The organism is Stenotrophomonas sp. STEN018 (assembly GCF_056760235.1).
Genome location: NZ_JBRREK010000001.1, coordinates 170543 through 193946, shown reverse-complemented (window position 1 = coordinate 193946; position 23404 = coordinate 170543). Strand labels below are relative to the sequence as shown.

General features: G+C 46.2%; 24 protein-coding genes. 1 reads left to right on the top strand and 23 read right to left on the bottom strand.

Features of this window, described 5'->3' with window-relative positions; all coding sequences use genetic code 11:
* Positions 1–214: 214 nt before the first annotated feature.
* The 14 genes from ACVOMB_RS00990 to ACVOMB_RS00925 form a co-directional block, all read right to left on the bottom strand.
* Positions 215–946 carry a hypothetical protein gene (locus tag ACVOMB_RS00990; protein WP_481529527.1) on the bottom strand — a complete coding sequence of 244 codons (732 nt, stop codon included), beginning with the start codon at positions 944–946 and terminating at the stop codon, positions 215–217.
* Between the two features lie 12 nt (positions 947–958).
* Entirely contained in the window at positions 959–3817 is a 2859-nt protein-coding gene (gene mobF, locus ACVOMB_RS00985; protein WP_481529526.1) for a MobF family relaxase, read from the bottom strand.
* 223 nt (positions 3818–4040) lie between these two features.
* Complete coding sequence (locus ACVOMB_RS00980) at positions 4041–4565, bottom strand: ankyrin repeat domain-containing protein (RefSeq protein ID WP_481529525.1); 525 nt, start codon at positions 4563–4565, stop codon at positions 4041–4043.
* Between the two features lie 112 nt (positions 4566–4677).
* Positions 4678–5280: an ankyrin repeat domain-containing protein gene (locus tag ACVOMB_RS00975; protein WP_481529524.1), complete on the bottom strand. Its 603-nt coding sequence runs from the start codon at positions 5278–5280 to the stop codon at positions 4678–4680.
* Positions 5281–5398: 118 nt separating this feature from the next.
* Complete coding sequence (locus ACVOMB_RS00970; RefSeq protein ID WP_481529523.1) at positions 5399–7375, bottom strand: type IV secretion system DNA-binding domain-containing protein; 1977 nt, start codon at positions 7373–7375, stop codon at positions 5399–5401.
* Between the two features lie 11 nt (positions 7376–7386).
* Positions 7387–8184 (bottom strand): murein L,D-transpeptidase catalytic domain-containing protein, encoded by a 798-nt coding sequence (locus tag ACVOMB_RS00965; RefSeq protein WP_481529522.1) that lies wholly within the window; start codon positions 8182–8184, stop codon positions 7387–7389.
* A 177-nt stretch (positions 8185–8361) separates the two neighbouring features.
* On the bottom strand, positions 8362–9144 hold the full coding sequence (locus tag ACVOMB_RS00960; RefSeq protein ID WP_481529521.1) for a hypothetical protein: 783 nt from the start codon (positions 9142–9144) through the stop codon (positions 8362–8364).
* 9 nt (positions 9145–9153) lie between these two features.
* Positions 9154–12303, bottom strand: a complete 3150-nt coding sequence (locus tag ACVOMB_RS00955; RefSeq protein ID WP_481529520.1) for a TraM recognition domain-containing protein — start codon at positions 12301–12303, stop codon at positions 9154–9156.
* Between the two features lie 9 nt (positions 12304–12312).
* On the bottom strand, positions 12313–12828 hold the full coding sequence (locus tag ACVOMB_RS00950; protein WP_481529519.1) for a hypothetical protein: 516 nt from the start codon (positions 12826–12828) through the stop codon (positions 12313–12315).
* A gap of 126 nt (positions 12829–12954) precedes the next feature.
* Complete coding sequence (locus ACVOMB_RS00945) at positions 12955–14118, bottom strand: hypothetical protein (protein ID WP_481529518.1); 1164 nt, start codon at positions 14116–14118, stop codon at positions 12955–12957.
* A gap of 66 nt (positions 14119–14184) precedes the next feature.
* A complete protein-coding gene (locus tag ACVOMB_RS00940; protein ID WP_481529517.1) occupies positions 14185–14820 on the bottom strand; it encodes a glycine zipper 2TM domain-containing protein in 636 nt (211 codons plus the stop codon).
* A 28-nt stretch (positions 14821–14848) separates the two neighbouring features.
* Positions 14849–15379 carry a hypothetical protein gene (locus ACVOMB_RS00935; protein ID WP_481529516.1) on the bottom strand — a complete coding sequence of 177 codons (531 nt, stop codon included), beginning with the start codon at positions 15377–15379 and terminating at the stop codon, positions 14849–14851.
* Between the two features lie 251 nt (positions 15380–15630).
* Positions 15631–15774, bottom strand: coding sequence for a hypothetical protein (locus ACVOMB_RS00930; protein ID WP_481529515.1), 144 nt, complete (start codon positions 15772–15774; stop codon positions 15631–15633).
* On the bottom strand, positions 15771–16106 hold the full coding sequence (locus ACVOMB_RS00925; protein WP_481529514.1) for a hypothetical protein: 336 nt from the start codon (positions 16104–16106) through the stop codon (positions 15771–15773). The genes ACVOMB_RS00930 and ACVOMB_RS00925 overlap by 4 nt, the downstream gene beginning before the upstream one ends.
* Positions 16107–16322: 216 nt before the next feature.
* On the opposite strand from ACVOMB_RS00925, the gene ACVOMB_RS00920 reads away from it, so the two are divergent.
* A complete protein-coding gene (locus ACVOMB_RS00920; RefSeq protein ID WP_481529513.1) occupies positions 16323–17309 on the top strand; it encodes a hypothetical protein in 987 nt (328 codons plus the stop codon).
* Between the two features lie 49 nt (positions 17310–17358).
* On the opposite strand, the gene ACVOMB_RS00915 is transcribed toward ACVOMB_RS00920, so the two are convergent.
* The 9 genes from ACVOMB_RS00915 to ACVOMB_RS00875 form a co-directional block, all read right to left on the bottom strand.
* The gene (locus ACVOMB_RS00915; RefSeq protein ID WP_481529512.1) at positions 17359–17628 is read right to left on the bottom strand and encodes a hypothetical protein; all 270 of its coding nucleotides are present in this window, start codon (positions 17626–17628) and stop codon (positions 17359–17361) included.
* Positions 17629–17635: 7 nt separating this feature from the next.
* Positions 17636–17875, bottom strand: coding sequence for a hypothetical protein (locus ACVOMB_RS00910; protein ID WP_481529511.1), 240 nt, complete (start codon positions 17873–17875; stop codon positions 17636–17638).
* A gap of 384 nt (positions 17876–18259) precedes the next feature.
* On the bottom strand, positions 18260–18724 hold the full coding sequence (locus tag ACVOMB_RS00905) for a hypothetical protein (RefSeq protein WP_481529510.1): 465 nt from the start codon (positions 18722–18724) through the stop codon (positions 18260–18262).
* Positions 18725–18872: 148 nt separating this feature from the next.
* Positions 18873–19031, bottom strand: a complete 159-nt coding sequence (locus ACVOMB_RS00900; protein ID WP_481529509.1) for a hypothetical protein — start codon at positions 19029–19031, stop codon at positions 18873–18875.
* Positions 19032–19266: 235 nt separating this feature from the next.
* A complete protein-coding gene (locus tag ACVOMB_RS00895; RefSeq protein ID WP_481529508.1) occupies positions 19267–19542 on the bottom strand; it encodes a hypothetical protein in 276 nt (91 codons plus the stop codon).
* Between the two features lie 105 nt (positions 19543–19647).
* A complete protein-coding gene (locus tag ACVOMB_RS00890) occupies positions 19648–20505 on the bottom strand; it encodes an ankyrin repeat domain-containing protein (RefSeq protein WP_481529507.1) in 858 nt (285 codons plus the stop codon).
* 269 nt (positions 20506–20774) lie between these two features.
* A complete protein-coding gene (locus ACVOMB_RS00885) occupies positions 20775–21539 on the bottom strand; it encodes an ankyrin repeat domain-containing protein (protein WP_481529506.1) in 765 nt (254 codons plus the stop codon).
* 114 nt (positions 21540–21653) lie between these two features.
* On the bottom strand, positions 21654–22229 hold the full coding sequence (locus tag ACVOMB_RS00880; RefSeq protein ID WP_481529505.1) for a hypothetical protein: 576 nt from the start codon (positions 22227–22229) through the stop codon (positions 21654–21656).
* Positions 22230–22617: 388 nt separating this feature from the next.
* Positions 22618–23310, bottom strand: coding sequence for an ankyrin repeat domain-containing protein (locus ACVOMB_RS00875; RefSeq protein ID WP_481529504.1), 693 nt, complete (start codon positions 23308–23310; stop codon positions 22618–22620).
* Positions 23311–23404: the final 94 nt, after the last annotated feature.

The window sequence follows — 23404 nt, the reverse complement described above, 5'->3', positions numbered from 1 at the left end:
TATTGATTGGTTAGAATATTGAAGCAGATACCTGAGATAAGTCAACGCGTGAAACCTTGGAATTGGATAAGTACGGAGTTGATAGAGACATTAAGGCTAAAAAGCCGCTTTTGGTCCTTAAAGCACCAATGCTCCGCACATCGAGATATGAGCCAGTCAAAATTTTCCCATAAAAAAAGCCCCAACAATGTGGGGCTTTTGTCTTTGACGTGCTTCATTCCATATTCACTCTTATCTGTGGTTTTTTTTGTTGAACGGCTTCCTTTTGGACGGCTATTGACTCATTGAGATGAGCCATCTTCTCTTTGTACTGCTTGTGTGTCGTGAAGCGTGAAAGGGACTCGGGATCATCATTCACAGGCTTCATCACCCCCTCAGGGAACAGGATTGCACTGTTGAAGAACTGGGCCATGATACCCATCACCTGAGCCCTGTCCTTCTGCAACACCAACTCGTCTTGCATCAGTTCATCGCAACGCACTTCATTGGTCATGTACCGCTCCAATGCGTCTTCTTTGGTGGTCAACCCCTTCAACATGTTGATCATCTCGCGGCGCTTGATAAAGCCGTGGTGAGCAAGCATCAAGGCAATGTTCCGGTACGCCTCCGCTCGTTGTCTCTCAAATTCCAATGCGTCTTTTAACAACCCAACTTCCTTATTGTATTTGGTTGGTGATTTATCATGGGTATTTGATTGAACCTTTTCCTCTTCCAGCAATCGTTCTCTGCGTCGCTTGATCCGCAAAGCGCGTTGCTCCTGCTGGTAGGCAACTGCGGCAAACATCCGCTGTCTGTGTTCGTTCAACTCCGCAAGAATTCGGATTGTTCCCAGCCTCAGGATTTCAATCACCCGTTGTGTTTGAGCATTCGTTTCTGCCCACATTTGCAATTCCATTGCTGCTGCTGCTGTGACAACTGCCATTTGTTCATCTGCTGTTGGTTCCATATCTTCTCCTTCTTATCGTGTGAATGTTTTGGTTTTGGTCTTCTCTTTCTTCTTCTGAGCATCGGGCATGTAAGGCTCACCCGCTTTAGGAACCCAATGTTCAATGTCCAATTCTTGAATGCTTGATTGGTTGGTCTTGATGGTGTTGTTCTTATCGCGCAAGCGTGCCTGCTCAAACTTCTGCTGAATATCGTTGTTGTTGCGCAATCCAGACGAAAGCACGTTGGATTTCGTGCGGTCGAACTTCATACGCTCCTTCACTGAGTCCAATGTGAGGTAGTCCCCAAACATCGTGTACTTCCCATCAGTCAATCGTGTGTACGCCACAAGCATTGATGAGTTGTCAGACATCCCCACGTTGGCCATGTGGAAGATGTGGGACGCCCCCTGCCCTTGGGCTGCGTGGATCGTGTTGGCGTAGTTGTGGTTGATGGCACAGTACCGCTCACTGTTGAAGGTCATTTCCCGCTCTGTGCCGTCGATCTGCTGAACCATGCAGGTGATATCAAAGCCTTCTTTGCGTCCGTTCTTGATGGCTGTGACAGTGGCCTTTGTACCGTTGTTCACTCCCAAATCGCTGTCGTTTGCACTGAAGCGAATGCGATCACCAACACCCAGTTCTAGCGTAAAAGTGTCGGTGCTGGACATTGCCCGCATCGATACACAATTAGTGATGACGCCTGACTCTTTGTAGTGCTTACGCAACTTCGTGTTGATGTCGATGATGTCGGAGTTGGTGTGCGCCAAAATGAATTTTTTCGACTCATCAACGGGAGCATCAAGGTAGTTTTTGACAATGCTGTTGATCGTGTCTTCTCGGTCCTTCGTGGCAATGATGGCGTTCCGTTTGACCATCTTCGCCCACAGGATTGCACTGAGGTTCTTTGTCTCACTGCGGCTACGAACGCCCTTGTAATCGATGACTTTGCCTTCGCTGTCGAACTCGTAAAACGACTTGGCAATGTCGCGGTCTTCGCTGATTTTCTGGCGTCTGATTTCTGTGAGTTGGGAGGCATCCATAACGTCTTGAATAAGCGCCATCCCCTGCCCCGGCCCTACGGGAGCAATCTGCTGCTTGTCGCCTTGGATGATCATCTTGGCCCCTGCCTGATTGCAGTAGTGGCTTAGTGCGCGAACCTGAGGAACGTCCATCATTCCCGCTTCGTCCACAATGATCACGTCAGTGGATTTCAACTTGAGCGGTTGCTTCTTGTCCCGAAGCATCGATAGCAACTTGGCAACTGAACGGCACTCCATGCCGCTTTCACTCTGCAATTTTGCTGCCGCTTCGTTGGACACAGCACAGCCATAGAGTGTGCTTCCATTCTTCTCAAAGATGGCTTTATAGAACTCGGCAACAGTGGTCTTGCCTGTTCCTGCCAAGCCTTTCATCACCGCAATGCCACCCGTTCGGCACGTCAGGTTCATCAATGCTTCGCGTTGCTCGGTGGTGATCTTGAAGCCCTTCTTGGCTTCCATTTTTGCAATGACTTCGTTGGCTTGATCCTCGTTGAACTTCCAACGTTCTTCCTGCTCGCGCTTCTTCACCATCCCCACGATGTTCATCTCCATCTCAAGCATGAACTTCGCTGCGTAGCGTGTTTCCTTATGCACACGTGACAATGAGGCTCCCCGGTCGTCTTCGTGCAACTGCAAAGGATCGATGGCAACCACGTTGTTGCTCAACGTGATCTTATTGAAGACGTTTTTGGCTTCTGCGGGGGATATGTGCCCCCGCTTCTCATGCATGATTTGTTGCAGGATTTCAGGCTCAGACAACACGGCATTGGTGCGGTGTAACCGCTCCAAAAGTTCTTGGTTGTCGGTGGCATCAAAGGCCACGTCCTTCTGTTGCTTCAACTCTTCGATGCTTGGAATGTGGAACTGTTCTTTCAAGCCTGCTGTGAGTTTTTCGAAGTAGTCCACCAGTTCCAGAAATTCGGGTTCGTCCTTGTGCTTGCGAGTGCTGGCCCACGCTTGCTTGTCGTCCATCCCGTAGCCCTTGGCTTGGGCAATTTCCATGTGGCGCGATGAGACGGCTTCAATCAACTTGCGGTCGTGCAATCCTGCAACTTCCCAGTATCGTTCCCCTGTCTTCTCTCCCATCGGATTGGTCTTTTCCGTCTGATGGATTTTGAAGCCGAGTTCTTTGAGTTTGCAGGCAATGTCTGCGTCAAACATCATTCCGTTGGTCTTCTTCCAGCGGAACAACTCACAAGAGTCCATACCACGTGACTTCCCATCCTCTTTGTTCACCGCAAAGTTGTAGGTCAACACGTGAACGTGCAAATGCGGCTCAAGGTTGCGGTTTCCGAATTGCATATGTGCTGAGTACAGAATTTTGTTGTCCTGCTTGACATCCAATCCGCCTTTACCTGTCCGTACTTCCACCATGTATTCGTAGCGTTTCATCGACAACTCAACGCTCTCACGGATGGCCTGCTCAATCTTGCGGCGGGTGGCGTCGTCTGAAATGGTCCAAAGCAACGAAACGCTCTTGGGAACCGAGTGTGTGATGTCGAAGCCACCGCGTGCATGGGTTACATCTGTCATCGCGTTTCCATCGTCGTCCAGACGTGGATTGCCGTTGATGTCTTTGAGGGTTACGGTTCGGGATGGGTTGCCCGCGTTCATCCGCATCTTGTTGCCCTTCAAATCAAAGCCTGCAAAGAACTTCTGCATGTCTTCCTGCACCACGTCTTTGCCACGAACCCCAAGATCATGGGAAAGCCCACCTCCATACCACATGGTTGATTGTTCTTGCTCTGTTCCATCGACAAGATATTTGACTGAGGGACACGTCAAGAGATAAGCGGTTACGTCTTGACCGTTCTTACTTCCTTTGTCGGTAATTGGTTGAATTGTGTTCATACATCTCCTTTTGCTTGTTTCATCCAGTGAAACAAAACTCGGAGATAAGTCAACGTATGTTGATGCTGGAAAAGTACGGAGTAGATAGAGGCTTTAATGCTCAAAAGCGGCTTTTGGAGATTTAAGCGCCAATGCTCCGCACAACAGGGATTTGTAAGCACTGGATTGCAGGCATGATAAAGCCCGCCAATCAGCGGGCTTCATAGGTGTTGCTCATTGTGGTTTACATCCTGCGTTTTTTGACTGTCGCTTGTTCTATGGATGCATCCAGACCAATGGCTTCTGTAAGAGTCTTTCGTTCCTGTTCGACAACGACACGCTCAATCAACGCCACTGCTTGTTCGTTGCACTTGTCCATCCTCAATACTCGCTTTGCTGTCTCGACATCAGACACCGGAACAAGCAACTCAACGCATTCAACGTTTCCTTTGTCCGCTGCTTTTCGCAGTGCCCACGACGCTATTGCATACGTGTCGCTGACAGGAATGAGCAACTTGGCGCAGTCCGTGTGGTTGTTTGCCAATGCTTCGCGCAATGCAAAACTGTTATCCGCTTTGGGATCACTGACAGGGATCAAGAGTTCCACACATTCTGTGTGCCCTCTTTCTGCCGCCAGTCGCAAGGCCATACTTTGATAGTGAGTTGGATGACTGATAGGCATGTACTTCTTCACTGCCTCAACATCTCCTGCCCTCGCAGCCCCAATCAATGCTTCTGTGTGGTCTATAAAGTCGTGCTGTAACGCCATATCTATCTCCTTCGTTTGTGGTGGTGTCACCATGCAAACAGAAGAGCGAGATATGTCAAGGCAATGAAAAAGCCCGCCAATGAGCGGGCTTTAAGTTATTACTCATGGTGTTTTACATCCTGCGTTTCTTGGCAGGGGCTTGTTCGATGACATCTGAAAGTTCAGCAGTGAGGCGTTTTTTGCACTGTTTCGCTTCCATTTCTTTTTGAATTTGAACAATATATTGAACTTGTTCATCATTCATCTGGAGAAGTGCTGCTTCAACATCACTGACAGGTAAGAGCAATTCAATAATCTCTTTATGACCATTACTAACGGCTTCTTTTAATGCCCAACTGTCATCGGCCATAGGATCAGAAACGGGGATCAGAATTTCAACGATATCTTTGTATCCATATTCTGCCGCTTTTTGTAATGCCAAACTATCACATGCCTTCGGATCGCATACAGAGATGAGCAATTCAACAATCTCCTTGTGTCCTTCAGATACCGCAAACAGCAATGCTTCGCGGCCATCTGCTTCTAGATTACTGTGAGGAATGAGCATTTCCACGATATCTTGGTGTCCATTTAATGCTGCATATAGCAATGCACTAGAGTTATATGCTTTTGGATAACTGATATGGATAAGCCGCTTCACCTCTTCAGCATCTCCTTCACTTGCTGCATCTTGAAGCAACACTGTGTTTTTTTTAAAATCGTTGTTTAATCCCATTTATATCTCCATCATTTGTGGTGTCTCCATACAAACAGAAGAGCGAGATATGTCAAGGCAATGAAAAAGCCCGCTCATTGGCGGGCTTCTTAGGCAATGCTCATATCCTGCGTTTGCGTTAAAGATCAAATTCCCTAGCAATGTCTTCTTTCGATAGTGAAACCTTCATTTGCTTGATACCTGCACCTGAACCTGTTTCCTCTTCTTCTTTTGGCTCTGGCTTTGGAACAAGAGGGTCACGTCTGGCAACGGCTGGTTCTTCCATCCAACGTGGTTGTATCTGCGTCTCACGTTTCACAGGCATTGGCTTGCCGGGGAAGTTCAACAACACAGGGTGGAAACCTGCCCGTTGAACAATGGCGTTAATGCCAAATTTCATGGGGCCGTACTTCCTGCCTTTGCGTACACCCAACTCTGTGGTCAGTTCATGGGAATGGATAATTTGCTTGCCGTCTGTGTGCACGTTGGCGTTGGGATCGTGCGCCAGTGAGGCCACAAACTTCGTTCCGAACATCTTGGCTACTTCGTCGCGTGTCTCGCCCATCTGCAACTGACACACCACCTGCGTTCCCATCAATGACGGAATGATCTTGGCTGTTTCTGGACCATAGACCTTTGCCAACTGGGTCGTGTTTTGCAAGCACGCAATCAGGGCTACACCCTTCGAACGGCCACGCTCGGTGAGGTCAACCAACGGCAACTTTCCGCACGAACTCAACTCATCCAATATGAAATACACACCCCGATTGAAGTTGTCTGGCGTCTTAGGGCTGACCAAATCGGAGATGGCAATGTTCATCATTGCGCCGATGTATGCGTTGGTCAGGCTGGGTTCTCCACCACCCTGCACGATGACATGCTTCCGGCCTTTGTAGGTGTCTTGGCACCACTCACGCACGCTGAAGCGGCGCTTGCTCACCCTCGGCCACATCTTCGCCAGATAGTCGATGTTTTTGGTGTAAGCCATCACCGTGGACATGATGTTGCCGGTGGTCTGGCTCTCTGTCTCTTTGATGAGAGGGAACGCTTTCTTGTAGTCCACTTCGATGATGGGAGCGAGTTCTTCAGCGGTCATTGCTAAACGTTCAGACAGGTCCACCCAACACCACGTGTCTCCTTTCTCCGCAATTAGTGAGCGCACCGCACCGACGAACACCATCTTGCCGGAGTTCGTGAAGAATGCATTGTTCCCACCGCTTTCCTCGGGAATGAAGCATGAAGCAAATATTTCAATCTGGATGTCCGTTGATACGTCTTTGGCTACATCCCACACATATGACCTGTGGTCGTAGGGTGAGACGATAATGGGTCGTGGATAGACCACCTTCTTGATGCTGGCTTTCGACCAGTTGATGAGCCACCACCTGTTGACCTTGCGCTTCCAATGCTCCTTCCGGCTTTGTGCTGGCGGTTCAAATTCCCCTGCAGAAAAGTCTTCATACGATGTGTAGTCTCCTTTCACGTCGTAGATGAACATCTTTTTGTTGCGAGCGAATGCGATTTGACGGGTGAGTTCACGGGTCAAAATACTCTTGCCTACGCCTGTTCCGCCGTAGATCAAAACGTGTTGGTTCAGGGCTTCAATACTCAGTTTTAGTTGGTCGTTGAACCACAAGCCCCACTCACTCTCTACGCCTTTGGGGAACATTGTCTGTGTCATGTGCTGGGCGTATTTTTTGGCGTCGTTTCCTTTGCGAAGATACGGTGAGCCGTTAATGACCCATTCGTTAGATCGTGGAATTAGGCCCGCATACAGAGCAACACCCGAAACAGCCAACGTGCTGCACCAAACGAACAGATAGCGCCACGCGTAGGAAGTGGACTCTTCAATCAGTTCGGACATGTAGATGTACTGACTTTTGAGGGCCGTTCCAAGCGTCAACCAATGAATGCCAGCCTCAAAGCAGACTGACATTTCATGAGCGAACGAATGACGGGTGGGGATAATTTCGCGTGTGAGTGCGAGGGTTCCGACAAACACCACTGCGAACACAGCGACAAACAACAGCAAAGCGCTGTCCCAACGCCTCACAAGAACGGATGGGGCTACTGAGCGGGGAACCTTACCGAAAGCGTTGTAAACGTAATTTGCCATTCAACAGCCCCTTAGGAAATGCGACTGTTGCACGATGGGTTGCGTGAAAGCGCTCCAAAGTTTGTGCAACTCAATGCGTGCGCAAAATGCATTGGGACAGGTGGAAGTTCCGCAGCAAAGGGTGTGATTTCCTCTTTGATGACTTCCAACTTGAACGCCGGTTTGGTCATCTGACAGGAAGCAACAGCACGGCTCAAATCGGAGTCCTTCCCGTCGATCCAGAGCATTGCCCTGCTCAACCCAATGCCTTCCAGACGGTCATACACCGCAGGATCAACGGCAGGACATCCCAAAGAACGGCTTCCATAGCGTGCCCCAGCCAGTGCATGCAGAACCACACCGCGCTGACGGGCGTTGTCGTTCCAACCGGGCATCAGGCCGTTCAAGCGGTGTGCGAAGACATCCTCTTGGCCCTTGAAATTGTATTTCTCGGCCACTTGGTACAGGCCCAGTGATGTGGCTTCACTGTTCTCTACGTTCGAAAAACTGGATGCAAAACCAGTTCTGTTTCTGTCACTTCCCTTCCCGTGTGCAATGTAATCACGGGTGATCAATGCAGGCTTTTTCCCTTTCACGTTGAACACCCAAAAACGTGCTTTGCTGCTGGACATGTTCATGTCGGCAATAAGCAAGGTATCGATGTGTTTTGTCTTGTTGGCGCAACGAACAGCACGTGTTGCGTTCAATGCAACGTCCATTGACAACGTTCTGTTGCTGGCTTGCACAAGGTCTTGGGGTGATAATTGCGCGTGACTGCTCACAGCAACACACAGTAATAAAGATGCAGCAAATGATTTAACAGTATCCATGTTTTCTCCTTTTTTGTGGACTCTATTCAGTCAAACAAAAGTCGGAGATATGTCAACGTCTAAAGTATTGAGTGCGGAGCATTGAGGTGGTTAAAGATCAAAAGCCGCTTTTTGAGATTTAAAGGCCATAAAAAAGGGCCAGTATTTAACTGGCCCTTGCTTTCTTGCTTTCATTTTTTATTGCTTCTGTTGTTTAACGTTTGACTGGATATGTGTGATTTCGTGCTTTCTTGACTTCTGCTGTTCCAAACGGGCTTCTTCTGCAATCACTTGATCGTTTGTAGGCCAGCGTCCGTTTTGCTGGAGCAATGACTTCTGGATTTTGTCGAGACGTTTGAATTCGCCTTCCACGTCTGACAATGTTTCAGCAGCCCAAATGTTGCTTCCTTTTTCTTGAGAGTAATGCAGTGGCGCTTGCATAGTCTTCTTGACGCTTCCCTCTTCTTGAAGAGCCTTTGTTAGATCAATTGACATCTTCTCTTCATCAAAGTATCCGCCACGGTTGCGCCTGAAATTCATCAATGCTTCATGCATGTCAAAACTATTACTATCTTCTTGACCAATCACATATTTGTTGTGATTTGCCAATTTTTCAGAGAAGAACTTACCACTAGCCTTTAATGCGTCTGCGTAGTGGTCATCACTCGCCATCTTCTCTCCAAGTGCTTTGTCTTGATAGTCAATGTGTCCTTGAATGTCTGCGGGGTTTTTCAAGTATCCTATCACTTGCTCGTATTCTTCCCAAGCCGCTGCACACTTCTGATCGAACGCTTCTAATTTCTTGTCGTAGACCTTCCGTCCCAACTTGCTCTGGGGAGCAAGTGTAGAACTGATGAAATCCAATCGTTCAATGTTTGCCTCTCGAAAGCGTTCCTCTGCTTTCTTTACGTCGCTGTTGTGAACACTGTCGATGTTGTTCAATACTACTTCCAATTCATTTGTCATATCGTTTTTATTCATAGTTACTCCTTATTGTTGTTGAATTTGTTGAAGTTCCACCAATTGACGCTCTAACTGTTGCTCCATTTTTGCAGCAGACCGCTCTGCATCTTTTACCAGTTTGTTCATTGTGATTCGCTCAATTTCTGCAAGTGCTGCTTTCTCTTTTTTAGAGTCCATTCCCAAAGGTTCTGCAAAGTCGATGCGTGCGGCTCCTGCGCGGTGGAGTAGGACGAATGCACGTGTGTAACCCGCATCACGCAATTCCTCGTTCAACTCTGTTGCAGAGACAATAAAGTCTTCTTTCATTGCACCTTGTGAACCGGCTAAGATTGCAGTGTGGATTGGAGCAAATGCCGAGTTGACATTAGTACCATCCATCTTGCCCCATTTGCGATCACGTGGTTCATCGCTGTTGTTGAACATCGATCTTGCGACAACCTTTGTCATTCCCAATTGCTTCAAGTGATTGTTGAACGATGCTGTTGGATGATCGTCCATGTTCAAGACACTTGTTGCGTACATCTGAAAGCCCTTCTGATAGTCAAGTCCAAACTGTGATGGGTCTTGACGCAACAAGTAGGCTTTACCAACACGGTTCTCAATCCACTTGTATGTATCAGCAGATGAGCATTCGAAGCAAACAAGGCTTTGTGGCAAGTCCAAGAAGTTGTTGGTTTCTGCTTCATTGTTGTGGAACGCGGAACGGAATGAGTTGTAATCCTGCGCCATAAAGAAGAACCCAAAGCCCGATGAACGCGATACAGATGCAAACTTGCGTTCTTCATTGCCAAGCAAAATGTGTGCTTCGTCCATAAAACAGAACGTATTCACAGAATTGGGGATGTGATCCGCCCAATTTGAACCATAGATAGCGCGCTTTTTAGCATTTGTGTAAACGCGTTGTTTCAACAGCAACGCAATGACTTTTGCGCAATCTCCGTAGATTTCTTCTTTCAACGCCAATCCAATACGCTGACCTTCCAACACTTTCGACACATCCACACCTGTTTCCAATGAGGACCATGTATCACCGTTCGCATCAACCAAATTCGTTGCTTGCGACAATGGATTGAACAGAGCATTGATGTTGCCCGCAACACTGTTCCGTGTGTCTTCTGCTTGTGGGCACCATGTCTTGTTCCAATACACCAACGCTTTGTTGATTTCGGAGTTGTGACGCTTCAACTCAGAATAGGTTGGGAACTTGCTGTCTGGATACCCTTTGATGTCCACACCCAAGAAGTTGATGATTTCTTTCATCATGCGCACGGGAACGTAGGTGTCGCCCTCTTCTGCTGTAGTCACTTTCTTCATGTCGTTAATGAACGCATCTTTGACAATTTCTAAGTTGTCAAATGTCCACGCCCATTTCTTACCGCCTTTTAAGTAATCCGTTGCAAAGGCGACACGCTTTTCAGACAACGCAATCTCTTTACGCAATTGTGCCATTTGCTCTTCCAAAGCCATGTTGGCACGGATAGATGCCTCATTACCGTTTGGCTCAGGGATCAGTTTTGTTTCAATCAAACGCAATTTCAACTTCGTTGTCATTAAGAAATCAAACTCTGTTTCGATGTCTTTCTTGAATTGCTCAGAAATCTCCACCGCTTGACGGTTCAAAGCCCATGCCAAGTTGCAGATAACAATCGTAGCCATTGAAGACGTAATGACCCAATAGTCAACTTCTTCTTCAGCGCGTTGGCTGTTCAATGCAGACGCTACATCTTGGGGAGACAAGCCTTCCAACAAACCAACAGGCAAGCCGGGCTTGATATTGAAATCCAAGAATTTTTCGATGTCAGACGGCAAAGCCCCTTTTCCGCACAGTGCCAACATGCCGATCTTGTGACCTTGTGCAGAGAGTTTTGCTAACTGAAACGCGATGTTCTTAGCGTAGGAGTTTGTTTTACCCACACCTGTTTTCCCGAATACAACTGTGTGTTTCAACAGGTCCATGATGCTTTGATACATCGTGTTGCCAGCATCAGGGGAGTTACGCAATTGCTTGTTCGCCATGTACCCCTGTGGAATACAAATGGGAATTCGTGGTGTGTTGTCGTTCATCGCATTAGCCAACATGCGGCTGCGGAACTCTTTACGCTTCTTGAACTCGCTGTAGTCGTTGATGCCACCAATGATCCGGTCTTGTTGATGAAGCACAAGAGCGCGGTAGCGGAAGTTCATTTCTGTGTACCAAACAGGGCTCAGGCATACGAATGCGAACACAACCGCAGGAGCCAAGGCCAATGGAACCATCAGCGCCAAAAACAAAACACCTGCAACTGTAAAGGCTCCGATCACGTCCTGACGGAACGCTTCAAAGAACCCGCCGTATTGTTTGGGATTCACTTTCATGATGTTCCACAAGAACAGCACAGCAACCGCAAACACCATGAACATGACTGTTGAGGCTGTGGCCTGAGCCAGCGACATCACAAACTCACGTGCGAACGCGGGAACAGTGCTTGGGAGGAAGTTGGCAACTTGAGATGCACTGCCCTTCATTCCCGCTGTTGCGAAGGAAATAGCACTGACATAGAGCGAGATGACTAAAGGAACTAGATATCCTTTGACAATCATCTTAAACGACTCTTGCCAGTCTTCACCGCGCCACATAGCCAATGCGTGAATGGCAACACCTGCCCACGAAGCCAACACCAACACGGTTCCAACCACTGCACCGACAACGCCCATAAAAGCAATCAGGGCCATTCCGAACAGCGTCAACGCTGCGAACACTGGAAACATACCAATCACGATTGGTGTTGCTGTGGAGTCACCGGCAGATATCACATCGTCGGCAGTGACGAACTTTTCCCAAGGCAATCCATCAGCCGTTGAACGGCACATCACCATTTCATCGTCCAAATCCTTGGGGATCATTGGAAACCAAGGCTTGAACGCGTCTGTGAGTTCAACGTTGTCAGGAACGTACCAGTTCCCATCGTCGTCTTGCTGCGCTCCCATTTTTCCTAACGTTTCCCAGTCGCCCATCTTCTTGCTGACGTTAGCCAATTTGCGCGATGGAATTGTTTTGTCTGTCAAGTCGGTTAAACGCATGAACTGTTCTTTTGTTTCGTTCACGTACTGCGCTTGAAGTGTCTCTACCTTTTTACCCGTCAAACTCCCAATTAACTTTGAAACAAAATCGTGGGGTGTAAATATATTTAATCTCATACTCTCTCCTTATTTGTATTTGTCTTCGATTTGTTGTTTGCGCTGCTGATACTCTTCATATGACATCATCTGAGCCAGTGTTGATAATTCCGCCAGTTCTTGTTGTTTTTGATTTGTGGTAGACGCCTTTCCCGCAACTGGCTGGTGAACAGCAGGGGAAGAGGCCATCAAATTGGATGACCCAATCTTGATAACGATCCCTGTTGCAACAACCAACGCAATGCAAATAACAGAAGCACAAAAGAAAACTGCACGTGATACCGCCTTGCTTTCTTCACGACGCAATATGCTTGCCTTGACGCCCGACAACATTGTTTTGTTTTGATTGACTGTGAGTTCCTTTGTTGTGTTCCGGTCGCCTTCAACGTGGTAATACTGTTCAACGATGTGAGCGTTCGTATCGGGGAACTCAGTTTCAAAAGGTGTTTTGATCAGCAACTTTCCATAGAAGTTGAAAACACGCGTTGCGACCGTGACTGTTCGATCCTTTCTATACTGATAAAAGAAGCGAGATAGAATTTCCATTATTTCTCCTTATATATATGTAAGGCGTGATTGCCTTATTCAAGTGAAACAAAAGCCTGAGATATGTCAACGTCCTATATTAAAATTATTGACAAAAAAACCCGCCACTAAGGACGGGTTCCTTATTCAGAGTTTTTCAGCCCACTTATCCAAATCGCTCGTTGCTTTGTCTTGCCAACTGTTCGTCTCATCTTTGGGTTTCCGTTGTGCTTGTTGGCTTGGTTTTTTCTGCTTTGGCTGTGTTGCTGGTGATGGTGTAGAAGCGGCTTTTGGAGTTGGAACCATTTCCACTTCGTGCTTTGGCTCTGGCTTTGGTGTTGCTTTCACAGGCTCAGGTATCGCTTCACCCTTCACAGGCTCTTGCTTCACTGGAGCAACTGGCACGGCTTGCGTGACCTTCGGTGAAGACGCAACAGATGGCGTTTGAACGGTCACAGGCTCTTGCATGGGCGCATCGATCACGGGTTGCTCAACGCTGTCTGTAGATCCATACAGGTGCCATGCAACGCCACCACCCACCAACGCAAGTACGGTCACAACACCACACACGATCAAGCCAGTACGTCGCACAGGTTTTGCTTCTGCTACGGGTTCTGATTCATCCATTCCTTCTGTGATGGGCTCTTCCTCTTCTGCTTCCACTGGTTCGGCTTCTGGCATGTCTTGGATGACTGGCGACGGCTCAGAGTGCGTAATGGGCGCAGTTGGTGATGGCGTTTGAACAGCAGCAGTGCTCTTGGGCTCTGGCTCATCCCAATCTGCGTCAAGACTCACAGACTCATAGAACGACTTTGGAACACCGGGCACTGACGCTTGTTCGTTCACTCTCTCCTGAATTTCAGCGATGAAATCCTCTTCGCTTTTCATTTGCTTCATTACAGACGCGATTGGAGAGTCAACTTCAGGCGCTTTTGCTTCGATATCGTTTGCTTCTGATTGCTCAACAGACTGTTCAATCGTTTGAACTTGTTCGTCTGCTGTTTGATTGTCAACAGCAATAGCAACCTCTGGTGCAGACTCAGGTTGTGCATCAATGATCTTTGGTGAAGCGATCTTTACTGGAACAACACCCTCTTTCGTCTTGCTCTTTGCAAAGAGCCCTGACAGTTTTCCAAACGCTGACTTACCCATTGCCTTAGATTTGTCTGCAATCTCTTTAGATTTTTCAACAGTCTTAGCAACGGCTTCATCCAACTGTGCATCGTCTGACATTCTTTTGTTGCCGTTTAAAGCGCGGCGCAGTTCCAATGCGCGCTCATCAATTTCATCTTCGTTATCGTAATGGCTCATATCTTCTCCTTAGTTTGAGAAACAATGGGGGCTTTACCCAAGCCCCCTGTTTCGATTGACTCATGGTTATTTCACTTCTGGAATGGGTGAGATAACAATCTTTCCTTCACCAGCACCGCAACGCATATCAACACGGTGTTCGACACCCGAACCACTCAATGCATTGCGTCGGGCCAACTCGGCCATTGGAACTTCACAGTGTGTTGTTCCGTGGAACGCAAAGGTCAACTGAACTTTCGACCGCTTCGAAATCTCCGCGATCTTGTCGAATACGGCAGATGTTTTTGCAGTGATAGGAGCCATGTCATTTGGGTTGTATCCAATGACCATCGCGTCCAGTTCTTGCGTGGCCTTGCCGTCTTCATCCGTTGATACCTTTGAAGTGACCTCTGCCGCCAATCCTGCGGCCTTGGCTTGCTCTTGAGCCTCTTGGAACTCTTTCAACTGACGTGCTTTGCTCCACTTCTTGCCCAAGAAGTTTCCGCCTGCGCATCCAATTCCTGCTCCTGCTGCTGTGCCCACTGTCTTGTTGTCCTTGAACAACTTGTTTCCCAGCACACCGCCCAGCACAGCACCGGCAACACAGCCAATGCGGCCAGATTTTGCGGTTCTCTCTTCGTTCTCTACTGATTGCGCCACGGCTACCGTCGAGACGGATAACAACATTGCGCTGATTACTAAACTCAAAATCGTTTTTTTCATATGTGATACTCCTTTCTTTTGTTATGGATTATTTGTTGGGCGAGATGGACAAGTTGCTGTTACCACCAATTCCACCGCCATCTCTTCGGGGACTTGTATTTTTTTCGACTTCATGATGCGTGATGCCACCACCTGCAAGGCTGTCCAACTTCGCTTGTGTCAATTCAAAGTTGCGCGTTGCAATTTTGATGTGTCTTTGAACTGCCGTACCAACTTCTGCTTTAACGCTTTCGTAGATTTCTTGCTTTAAGACAAGTGAGTCTGACTTGATATCTTCAACCGCGTTTGCAATTTGTCGCTTTGTTTCCTCTTCTGTCCACTTTTGCATTGAGACAAGTTGCATTCTCATATCAACCAGTTGCTTCCTAATCTCATCAAAAGAATTTCCAACAATCTTCTCAATGTTATTGATTGAATGCGTTGCATCATCAAACGTAAAGTAGTAAGTGAGCGCCGCCGTCAAAACATCGGTATAGGAAATACTTTTTTCATCCGCCAATGCTCGCACCTTGTCATAAACAGTTGAATCAAGATTTGCACTTATTTTTGTTTTTGCCATTTTCACCTCCTTATCTGCCTAATTCCATTCAAACAAAACAATGAGATATGTCAATACGTCAAAATCCTATATTTGGTGCGGGTTTTGACCCAATTCAATAGCAACCCCGTATTCAAAAGCGTAATACGTCAAAAGCATTGCCACGCAAGGCTCTTGGGCATTTTTCAGGTAAAACGTATATACGTGCACAAAAACCATAGGTGCGACATGTGCATATCTTTTACTCGTCAAAACACCCGAGCCCCAAACCTTCATCCCCTCGGCTTTTGATTTTTCCTTTGCCTCTGTTTTTGTTTTTTCTTTTGATTTTTCTTTTGCTCTGCCTCTGCCCTTGCTCCTGCTCTTCTTTTGCTTCTGACTCTGCTTTTGATCTTCAAACGCTTCAACGGCTTCATGGCTCTTGCTTTATTGCTCCTGCTTTGCCTTGGCCTGTGGTGTTGCTCCTGATTTTTCGGTTTTGATTTCGCCTCACCGCTTCACCGCTCTTTCTCTTGCTCTGATTTTCGGCTTTGCTCCTGTTTTTGTTTTCCGTTCTTGATCCTGCTTCACCTGCTTTTGCTCCATTGCTCCACATTCCGCTGTTCCTATTGCTTCCTTTTTGCTTCCAGTGCCCTGCCCTTGCTGTTCCTACTTCACGGAAACTGATACAAATTCTTTCGCCGTCCTTCTTGTCCTGTTCTCCAATTGCCTTCCATCCAATGAGCGAGCCTTCGCTTTGACTGTCCATTTTTTGACTGGCCCAAAGTGATCGACGGTGAGTTTTCAAAAACGGAACCGCTCAATATATGTTTGATGAGTACAGCCACACAGCACCAACGAACAGAGTAGAGAGAGCCAACCCCAAACCACACTGTTTCTTATATTTGAGTATTTAGAACTGAAATAGAGTATTGCCATTGACTTACCTTCCTTTTTTGTTTCACTGAAAAAAAAAGGAGGTCTTATGAGTACAGTGATACAAGCGTTTTTGTCAGTCATGAATAAGTACGATGCGAAACGGGAGAGAAGAATTCCAAAGTACGAACGTGCTGCTGTCTTCAATTTGTATGGTGGTGGTTGTGCGTATTGCCGTACACCAATCGATTTTGATAAATCACGAACGTGGGCTGTTATCCAACTTGTTCCTGAGGAACTTGGTGGAAGACGTGATAAAGAAAACAACATCCCCGTGTGTTGGAAGTGCCGTGCTGCTTACGTGAACTGCGACGGGTTTAGCGCCATCGTCAACAATTCCTCAACGGTTTCTGCAACTCACACAGAAGCATTGCTTGAGAAACGGCTTCGGGCCTTCTTGGTGTCATCCCACCATCTGACTGCTGTTCCGACCAACGGAAGAGTCAAGCGCGTTGAGAAAGCCATTCTGGAACGCGTCAAATTCGAACGGTTCAAGGTCTACGTTCAACACAATGAGTTGGGTGTACTCATCGGCATGTCCCGTCACTGTGGCTCTGAGAAACGCATGGGCGAGGTCAAGGCGCTGCTCAAATTCTTCGCGTATGGAAGTGAAATCCAGACAAGCAATCCTTCATTCACGCTCTACCAGTTCCCCAAAGAAAAGTTGTTGGATGTCGTGTGGGGGATGATTGAAGAGAACGGATTGGTTGTGGAAGTGAAGAACTCACACAGCATTGTGGAAGAGCGAACGGATGAGTACAGGGCTGATTGGCGTCTGACGTACAACACCATCACGCACAACCATCAACGGAAGAACAGAAAAGGTCAGGTAGAACCTGTCAAACAAGGTCTATCCACGAACCCACGAACCATCCAAAACAGGGAACGCTACAGGCGGACGGTTCAAGCCCAACGCTGGCGTGACGAACTGCGAACAATGGAACATCAGTTGCTTGGTGGAACGGCTGGATTGGACAGAGAGTCCTTCTTGAACCGCTACTTGGATTTGCTCCAGAAGATTTCATCCCTCCCCTAACAAAAAAGGCCACCGCATTGGTGGCCTTCTAGTCTGTGTTTTCCATTGATCATTGTTCCCAGTTGATCCGCTCATCAAACCAAATGGAGTTCTGGACAAACACATGCGCTGATACAGCGAAGATCATTGACAGGCAAGACAACGCCGTGAAGGTCAACAAGCCTGTGAACTGAGAGTTGGTCATCGCAATGGATGCGTGTGTTGCCCCTGAAACGGCAATGGAGAGCGTAGCGAACTGGACAACCTTGTTTCGCAGGAACCTATTATTGGTGAGTGTGGCAATAGTGATTGATGTCAAAAGGTGTTCAAGAGTTTTCATAGACACCTCACTTCATGTCGTAGCACTTGCCATCAACAAGACCACCGTTGTCTTTGATCTGCCAGCAGATTTCTTCCTTCTCGCTCAATGCGTAAACACTGTGATCGTTGACTTCAACAAATGAGACATAGAAGAGCGCGTAGACAAATGCACCGACCGATGCATAGAACAAGCCACGCCAAATGTGGTACTCGGATGGGCTGCGGCCAATCAATGTGAATTTTCGTTTTTTTAAGATGTTTTTCATAGTCGTTCCTTTTTAATTTGTAATTGTGATCAGTTGGTGATGCTGGCTAGAATTGCAAAGCCTGTTATGAGTGCGGTGATGATCGAAATACCATTGATCACCAGCGTTGATCTGACTTCGAATATTGCCAATTTATCTTGCATGCTCATATCAACTCTCCTTTTGTTTGTCTATATGTTTATTTAAACAGAAAACATTTATTTAGCAATACTCAATATATGTTTTATTTCAACCAATGTTCAAATTTGCGGATTACTTCGCAGTTTTTATTATTGATTTATGTTTTGGATGATGTTATTAAACTTTCAATAGTTTCTTTTGACTTTCATCCAGCCACATAAAAAAGCCCGCTCATTGGCGGGCTCTTTCATATCATCCGTTCGCTTATGCATAGAAGTCTTCTTCTGTTTCTCCAATGATGCCAGCAATCAATGCTTCTGCATCCTTCCCTGATTGACGAACACGTGTTGACAGTTCCATTTCGATCACAATGCACTGTGGAAGATTTCTACCGAACTCCTGAGCCAAAGTGACACCTGTTGCGCTGTCCAACGATTTTGTTATGCGGTTGAGTTTGCGTTGAACAGGTGTAGTGAGTGAACAACCTGCATCAACCAACGCTTCAACAATGGTGTTGTACTTCGAAGCAAGATCACTGTTCTTCTCTGTCTTAGCCTTCCGCCACAATCCGCAAGCCACAAAGATTGGTGTCAAATCCAGATGGCTAAGACGGTTGTTCACAAGGACTGTTCGTTCAAATGGGGCGTGCGTGTTCAAAAGAGACTGAACTTCTGAGGGGTTGCAGTCGATGATGGCATTGAAAAGTTTTTGTGTTGTTGTGTTTGTCATAGTCGTTCCTTAGTTGTTTGAGAGGGTTTGTTTCGGGTCTTACTTGTATTGCCGTTTGCGCTTGATAGATGCCAGTTTCTTCAATCGCTTGACCGCACGTTTGTCTTTGAGTTCGTAGCGGGCTGGTTGGATGTGCATAGTTTTCTCCTTATTTGTACAGGTCTTTGGTAAAACGTGCGTCAGCGCTGTCTCCCAGCACTTCAAGCGAATAGATACGTGTTGTCAGTTCAGTGAATGCAAAAACAGCCGTGCTTATTCCAACGATTGCCAACAATAAAACAAGTGTGAATTTAATAAGTGCGTTCATTGATATCTCCTTTTCTTTGTCTATGTAATTATTAAAACAGAAAACATTTATTTAGCAATACTCAATATATGTTTTATTTCAACCAATGTTTAAATTTGCGGGTTACTTCGCAGTTTTTGTTTTTGATTTGTGCATTTGATGAATTGTTTTAATATCCATTAGTTGCTTTTGACGTTTCATCCAGCCACAAAAAAACCCCAACTGTGTGGGGCTTTTCTATTGTTTGTCTTCATTGTTATGCAGCCTTTTGCAACTCATTCATTTGTCTAAGCATCCATTCGACATCATCACGTGATACGGGAGTAAGGGATTGCTCTTTGGTTGTGTAGTAGAAAGGGCTGCTCAAATCTTCGCAAAAGTCCCAACGCTCCATCAAAATATCCAATCGTCCACGCTCAAAGTAGAAATCCATTTCGTTCAATACACCCACACTTGTCCACAATGTGATGTGTTCGTTCAACTCGTAGTACCCATTTGCTCTTAACTTTTGTATTGATTGATCGATATTCATAACGCTCTCCTTTTGTTGTCTTTCATTCAGTTAAACAGAAATCATTTATTTAGCAATACTCAATATATGTTTTATTTCAACCAATGTTCAAAATTGATTGGTAATTCACAGTTTTCTTGCTCTAACGTGTGCTTTCTCATAATCTTTGTTGATTTCATTCATCAAATGTTGTTGTTGTTTCTCAGATTGTGAGCGTTCGTAGCACGACATGATGGTATCGAAGTAATCGTTTGCGTTTGCAATGTTGGGATCAATCAAATTGGTGTTCATCTCTGCACCATGTTTGATGAGATATATGGCTGCATCAGAACTGTCTTGGCTTCCCAAATCGATCATGGTAAGCAATGGAGAAACCCCTTCTTTGTTGAGCGCATTGACATCAGCCCCGCTTTCCACCAGTGCTTTAACGCATTGATAGGATGGACAGTGATGCAATGGGTTTTCCCCATAGGCGTTCTTGTGATTGGGGTCTGCACCATGTGCAATCATCAACTGCACAATCTGGTGATTGGTTGTCTCAAAGATTGGCGTTGTCATCTCTGCGTTTTCTGCATTTGGATCAGCGCCCATATCCAACAAAAGAATGGCTTTATTGAGGTCATCTGACACCGCTGCGCTGTGCAAAGGTGAAGCACCTACATGGTTTTGAGCGTTGAGACTGACACCCTGCTCCACAAAGTATTCAACGAACTCGAGCATCTTTCTGTCGTTGAAGCAGGAGATGTTGTGAAGGATGTTTTTACCGAAATCATCGGTAACGAAGATATCAGCGCGTGCATTGATAAGTGCTTGGGTGCAGAAGTAGGCTTCTCGCATGCAGGCCATCACTAGGGGTGATGTGTAGTAGTTCAACGGGTAGTTCGGGCTTAATCCCTCTTCAATTGCGTGAATGAGCATGTTTGCTGCGTCTTGATGGATAACTGTTTGAAGCAGCAAGTCATCGGCTGGTGTTGAATGTGTCATTGATATCTCCTTTTGAATGGCGTAATTGCCTCCTTTCATCCAAGCAAAAGAGCGAGATATGTCAATGGGTTAAACCTTGGGTTGATAGGTACGGAGTAGAAAGAGGCTGTTAATTCTCAAAAGCGGCTTTTGGTCTTTAAAGCGTCTCCTGCTCCGCACATCGGGACAGGGAAAGCCCTGAAATGCTCACAGGGATCAGGATTACACTGAATTGCAGACACAAAAAAGCCCGCTGATTGGCGGGCTTTCTATCGATTGTTCATGGTTTTCTACATCCTGCGCTTCTTTGTAGGGGCTTGTTCGATGATGTCGGAGAGTTCAGCGTTAAGGCGTTCTTTGCACTCTTTTGCTTCATATTCTATAAGCAATTCCATACATACATCATTAAGATAGTCACAACTTCTGGCCATCTCTAAATCACAGTGTGGAAGCAATAGTTCAAAGACATCGGTATGTCCGTAAATTCCTGAAAAGAACAATGCCTGACTTTTTCTTGCTTTTGGATCGCAGTGAGGGATCAGGAGTTCAACAATTTCTTTGTGCCCATTTTGCGCAGCCTTTATCAAAGCCTGACTGTCATGTGCTTTTGGATTGCTATGAGGCAACAGCAATTCAACAATCTCTCTGTGCCCATTTTGCGCAGCCCACTGCAATGCGACGCTCTCATTTGCTTTTGGATTGCTATGAGGCAACAGCAATTCAACGATGTTTATGTAGCCATTGTCTGCTGCATACTGTAACGCCAAGTTGCAATCATCCTCATAAATACAGTATGGAATAAGCAACTCAACGATGTCTTTATGACCATTCTGTGCAGCATCTTTAACGTAATGACCTTTATAATCTCCAACGAACGGAAAGAGTTTTTTAACTGCATCAGCATCACCTGTTCGAACTGCTTCTTCAAATAATTGATGGGCATTTACAAAGTCGTCCCATTCAACGATTTTCGTTTCTTCGACTCCAAAATCTATCCCAGTTCTATTCTTGATCAACATCTTTAACTGAGCCAGTACCTTGTTCATCAAACCCATGCGCTTCTCCTTATTTCTGAACATATTTGAGTCTTTCAAATAGTTGAGATATGTCAAGGACGAAAAAGCCCGCTCATTGGCGGGCTTTCTATTGGGTGATCATTGGGCTATCTGCTAGATATCAGAGAATAGGTTTGATGCATCATTGTCAGTCTCGATGTTCTTGCTGTTTTGCATGGCTTGAACATAGGCTTCAATCATTGCTCCCAGTTGTTTGGGTTGGTCCAGCACCGACATGAGTTCTGACAACTTTGTGATGGGAAGATAGTTCATCACAGTGGGTTTGAAGTTGTTCACATCGATGATGTAGGAGTCTGCTGGTGGCATCTGGTGTTGATCTTCGGGTGCGAAGTATTCCCGACCGGCCATGAGCGTGTTGTCCCGTATCAGAATGGATTGATAGTTGTCTCTTGCCCAATCCATCAGTTCTGCGTTCTTTACGATGTCCCATCTGTGCCTTTTGAAGTCATCGGGAATGACAAGGACCAATGCTTGATACATCTGTTCCTCGCTCAGTTCCTCGTGTTGCTGGATGAACAGATAGTCGTCCTGCTCGACAACATGGTTCAGGTGTTGAACGGCACCACCGCTCTCTTTGATGCAAGTGAACCGAACATCGAATTCAAACCCTGAGATATGTTTAAGGTCGTACCGTTGCACATTGAAGATTTCCGCTTGTGTGATTTTCATGGCTGGCTCCTTATTGGAAGTAAGTCTTGGTGATGAATGCTGCGAGCCAGAACATCACGCTTAACGCTGCGGCCAATCGCCCAATGTTCCCGAAGGGTCTTAGGAAGTCGCGTTCCTGTATCAATTGATCAAAGACGTTCTCTATTTTTTCACGCATCTTGCTCTCCTTTCAGTTGTGGTGATTTCAGTGAAGCAAAAGAGCGAGATATGTCAATGGGTAAATCCTTGGGTGGATAGGTACGGAGTAGATAGAGACTTTAATTCTCATAAGCGGCTTTTGGTCTTTAAAGCGTCTCCTGCTCCGCACAACGGGATAGGGCAAGCACTGGATTGCAGGCAACAAAAAGCCCGCTCAATGGCGGGCTTTCTATTGGGTGTTCATCTGGTTTTACATCCTGCGTTTCTTGGCAGGGGCTTGTTCGATGACATCTAAAAGTTCAGCAGTGAGATGTTCATTGCAATGTTTTGCTTCCATTTCTTGCAACACATCTCGTATCAATTCCATACTTTCCACCCCTCCCAATTTGTTTAATATATGATTTACATTACTGACAGGGATCAGAAGTTCCACACACTCTTTATGTCCATTATATGCAGCCATGATCAATGCTTGAGTGCTATTGTCTTTTAGATCACTTACAGGGATCAGAAGTTCGACGCACTCTTTGTGTCCCTGCTGTGCTGCATAAATCAAGGCTGCATTACAACTTGCTTTTGGGTCACTGAAAGGGATGAGGATTTCGACAATCTCAGCACGTCCGTTTTCGGCAGCACTTTGCAATGCCCTACTTTCATATGCTTTCGGATCACTGAAAGGGATAAGCATTTCTACAATGTCTTTGTGCCCATTTTGCGCAGCCTTAATCAAAGCCCAACTGTCTTCTATTTTTGGATCACTGACAGGGATAAGCAACTCAACGCATTCTTTGTATCCATATTGTGCGGCATTTATTAAAGCCCAACTGTATAATTCCTTGGGAAATTTTAATGTAATAAGGTTAGCAATCGTTTCAACATCCCTGTGACTTACCGCATCATAAAGCATATCTTTGTTCATATTTACATCGTTGCGCAATGACATTCTGTTCTCCTTGATTGTGTGTTCTTAAAACCAGTCAATCAAAACTTGGAGATATGTCAATATGGCTTGGTGCTGGCTGGTACGGAGTAGATAT

Excerpts from the sequence above, each read along its gene's own strand:
- ACVOMB_RS00990 (WP_481529527.1), bottom strand. The coding sequence starts at position 946 with ATGGAACCAACAGCAGATGAACAAATGGCAGTTGTCACAGCAGCAGCA.
- mobF (WP_481529526.1), bottom strand. The coding sequence starts at position 3,817 with ATGAACACAATTCAACCAATTACCGACAAAGGAAGTAAGAACGGTCAA.
- ACVOMB_RS00980 (WP_481529525.1), bottom strand. The coding sequence starts at position 4,565 with ATGGCGTTACAGCACGACTTTATAGACCACACAGAAGCATTGATTGGG.
- ACVOMB_RS00975 (WP_481529524.1), bottom strand. The coding sequence starts at position 5,280 with ATGGGATTAAACAACGATTTTAAAAAAAACACAGTGTTGCTTCAAGAT.
- ACVOMB_RS00970 (WP_481529523.1), bottom strand. The coding sequence starts at position 7,375 with ATGGCAAATTACGTTTACAACGCTTTCGGTAAGGTTCCCCGCTCAGTA.
- ACVOMB_RS00965 (WP_481529522.1), bottom strand. The coding sequence starts at position 8,184 with ATGGATACTGTTAAATCATTTGCTGCATCTTTATTACTGTGTGTTGCT.
- ACVOMB_RS00960 (WP_481529521.1), bottom strand. The coding sequence starts at position 9,144 with ATGAATAAAAACGATATGACAAATGAATTGGAAGTAGTATTGAACAAC.
- ACVOMB_RS00955 (WP_481529520.1), bottom strand. The coding sequence starts at position 12,303 with ATGAGATTAAATATATTTACACCCCACGATTTTGTTTCAAAGTTAATT.
- ACVOMB_RS00950 (WP_481529519.1), bottom strand. The coding sequence starts at position 12,828 with ATGGAAATTCTATCTCGCTTCTTTTATCAGTATAGAAAGGATCGAACA.
- ACVOMB_RS00945 (WP_481529518.1), bottom strand. The coding sequence starts at position 14,118 with ATGAGCCATTACGATAACGAAGATGAAATTGATGAGCGCGCATTGGAA.
- ACVOMB_RS00940 (WP_481529517.1), bottom strand. The coding sequence starts at position 14,820 with ATGAAAAAAACGATTTTGAGTTTAGTAATCAGCGCAATGTTGTTATCC.
- ACVOMB_RS00935 (WP_481529516.1), bottom strand. The coding sequence starts at position 15,379 with ATGGCAAAAACAAAAATAAGTGCAAATCTTGATTCAACTGTTTATGAC.
- ACVOMB_RS00930 (WP_481529515.1), bottom strand. The coding sequence starts at position 15,774 with ATGAAGCCGTTGAAGCGTTTGAAGATCAAAAGCAGAGTCAGAAGCAAA.
- ACVOMB_RS00925 (WP_481529514.1), bottom strand. The coding sequence starts at position 16,106 with ATGGACAGTCAAAGCGAAGGCTCGCTCATTGGATGGAAGGCAATTGGA.
- ACVOMB_RS00920 (WP_481529513.1), top strand. The coding sequence starts at position 16,323 with ATGAGTACAGTGATACAAGCGTTTTTGTCAGTCATGAATAAGTACGAT.
- ACVOMB_RS00915 (WP_481529512.1), bottom strand. The coding sequence starts at position 17,628 with ATGAAAACTCTTGAACACCTTTTGACATCAATCACTATTGCCACACTC.
- ACVOMB_RS00910 (WP_481529511.1), bottom strand. The coding sequence starts at position 17,875 with ATGAAAAACATCTTAAAAAAACGAAAATTCACATTGATTGGCCGCAGC.
- ACVOMB_RS00905 (WP_481529510.1), bottom strand. The coding sequence starts at position 18,724 with ATGACAAACACAACAACACAAAAACTTTTCAATGCCATCATCGACTGC.
- ACVOMB_RS00900 (WP_481529509.1), bottom strand. The coding sequence starts at position 19,031 with ATGAACGCACTTATTAAATTCACACTTGTTTTATTGTTGGCAATCGTT.
- ACVOMB_RS00895 (WP_481529508.1), bottom strand. The coding sequence starts at position 19,542 with ATGAATATCGATCAATCAATACAAAAGTTAAGAGCAAATGGGTACTAC.
- ACVOMB_RS00890 (WP_481529507.1), bottom strand. The coding sequence starts at position 20,505 with ATGACACATTCAACACCAGCCGATGACTTGCTGCTTCAAACAGTTATC.
- ACVOMB_RS00885 (WP_481529506.1), bottom strand. The coding sequence starts at position 21,539 with ATGGGTTTGATGAACAAGGTACTGGCTCAGTTAAAGATGTTGATCAAG.
- ACVOMB_RS00880 (WP_481529505.1), bottom strand. The coding sequence starts at position 22,229 with ATGAAAATCACACAAGCGGAAATCTTCAATGTGCAACGGTACGACCTT.
- ACVOMB_RS00875 (WP_481529504.1), bottom strand. The coding sequence starts at position 23,310 with ATGTCATTGCGCAACGATGTAAATATGAACAAAGATATGCTTTATGAT.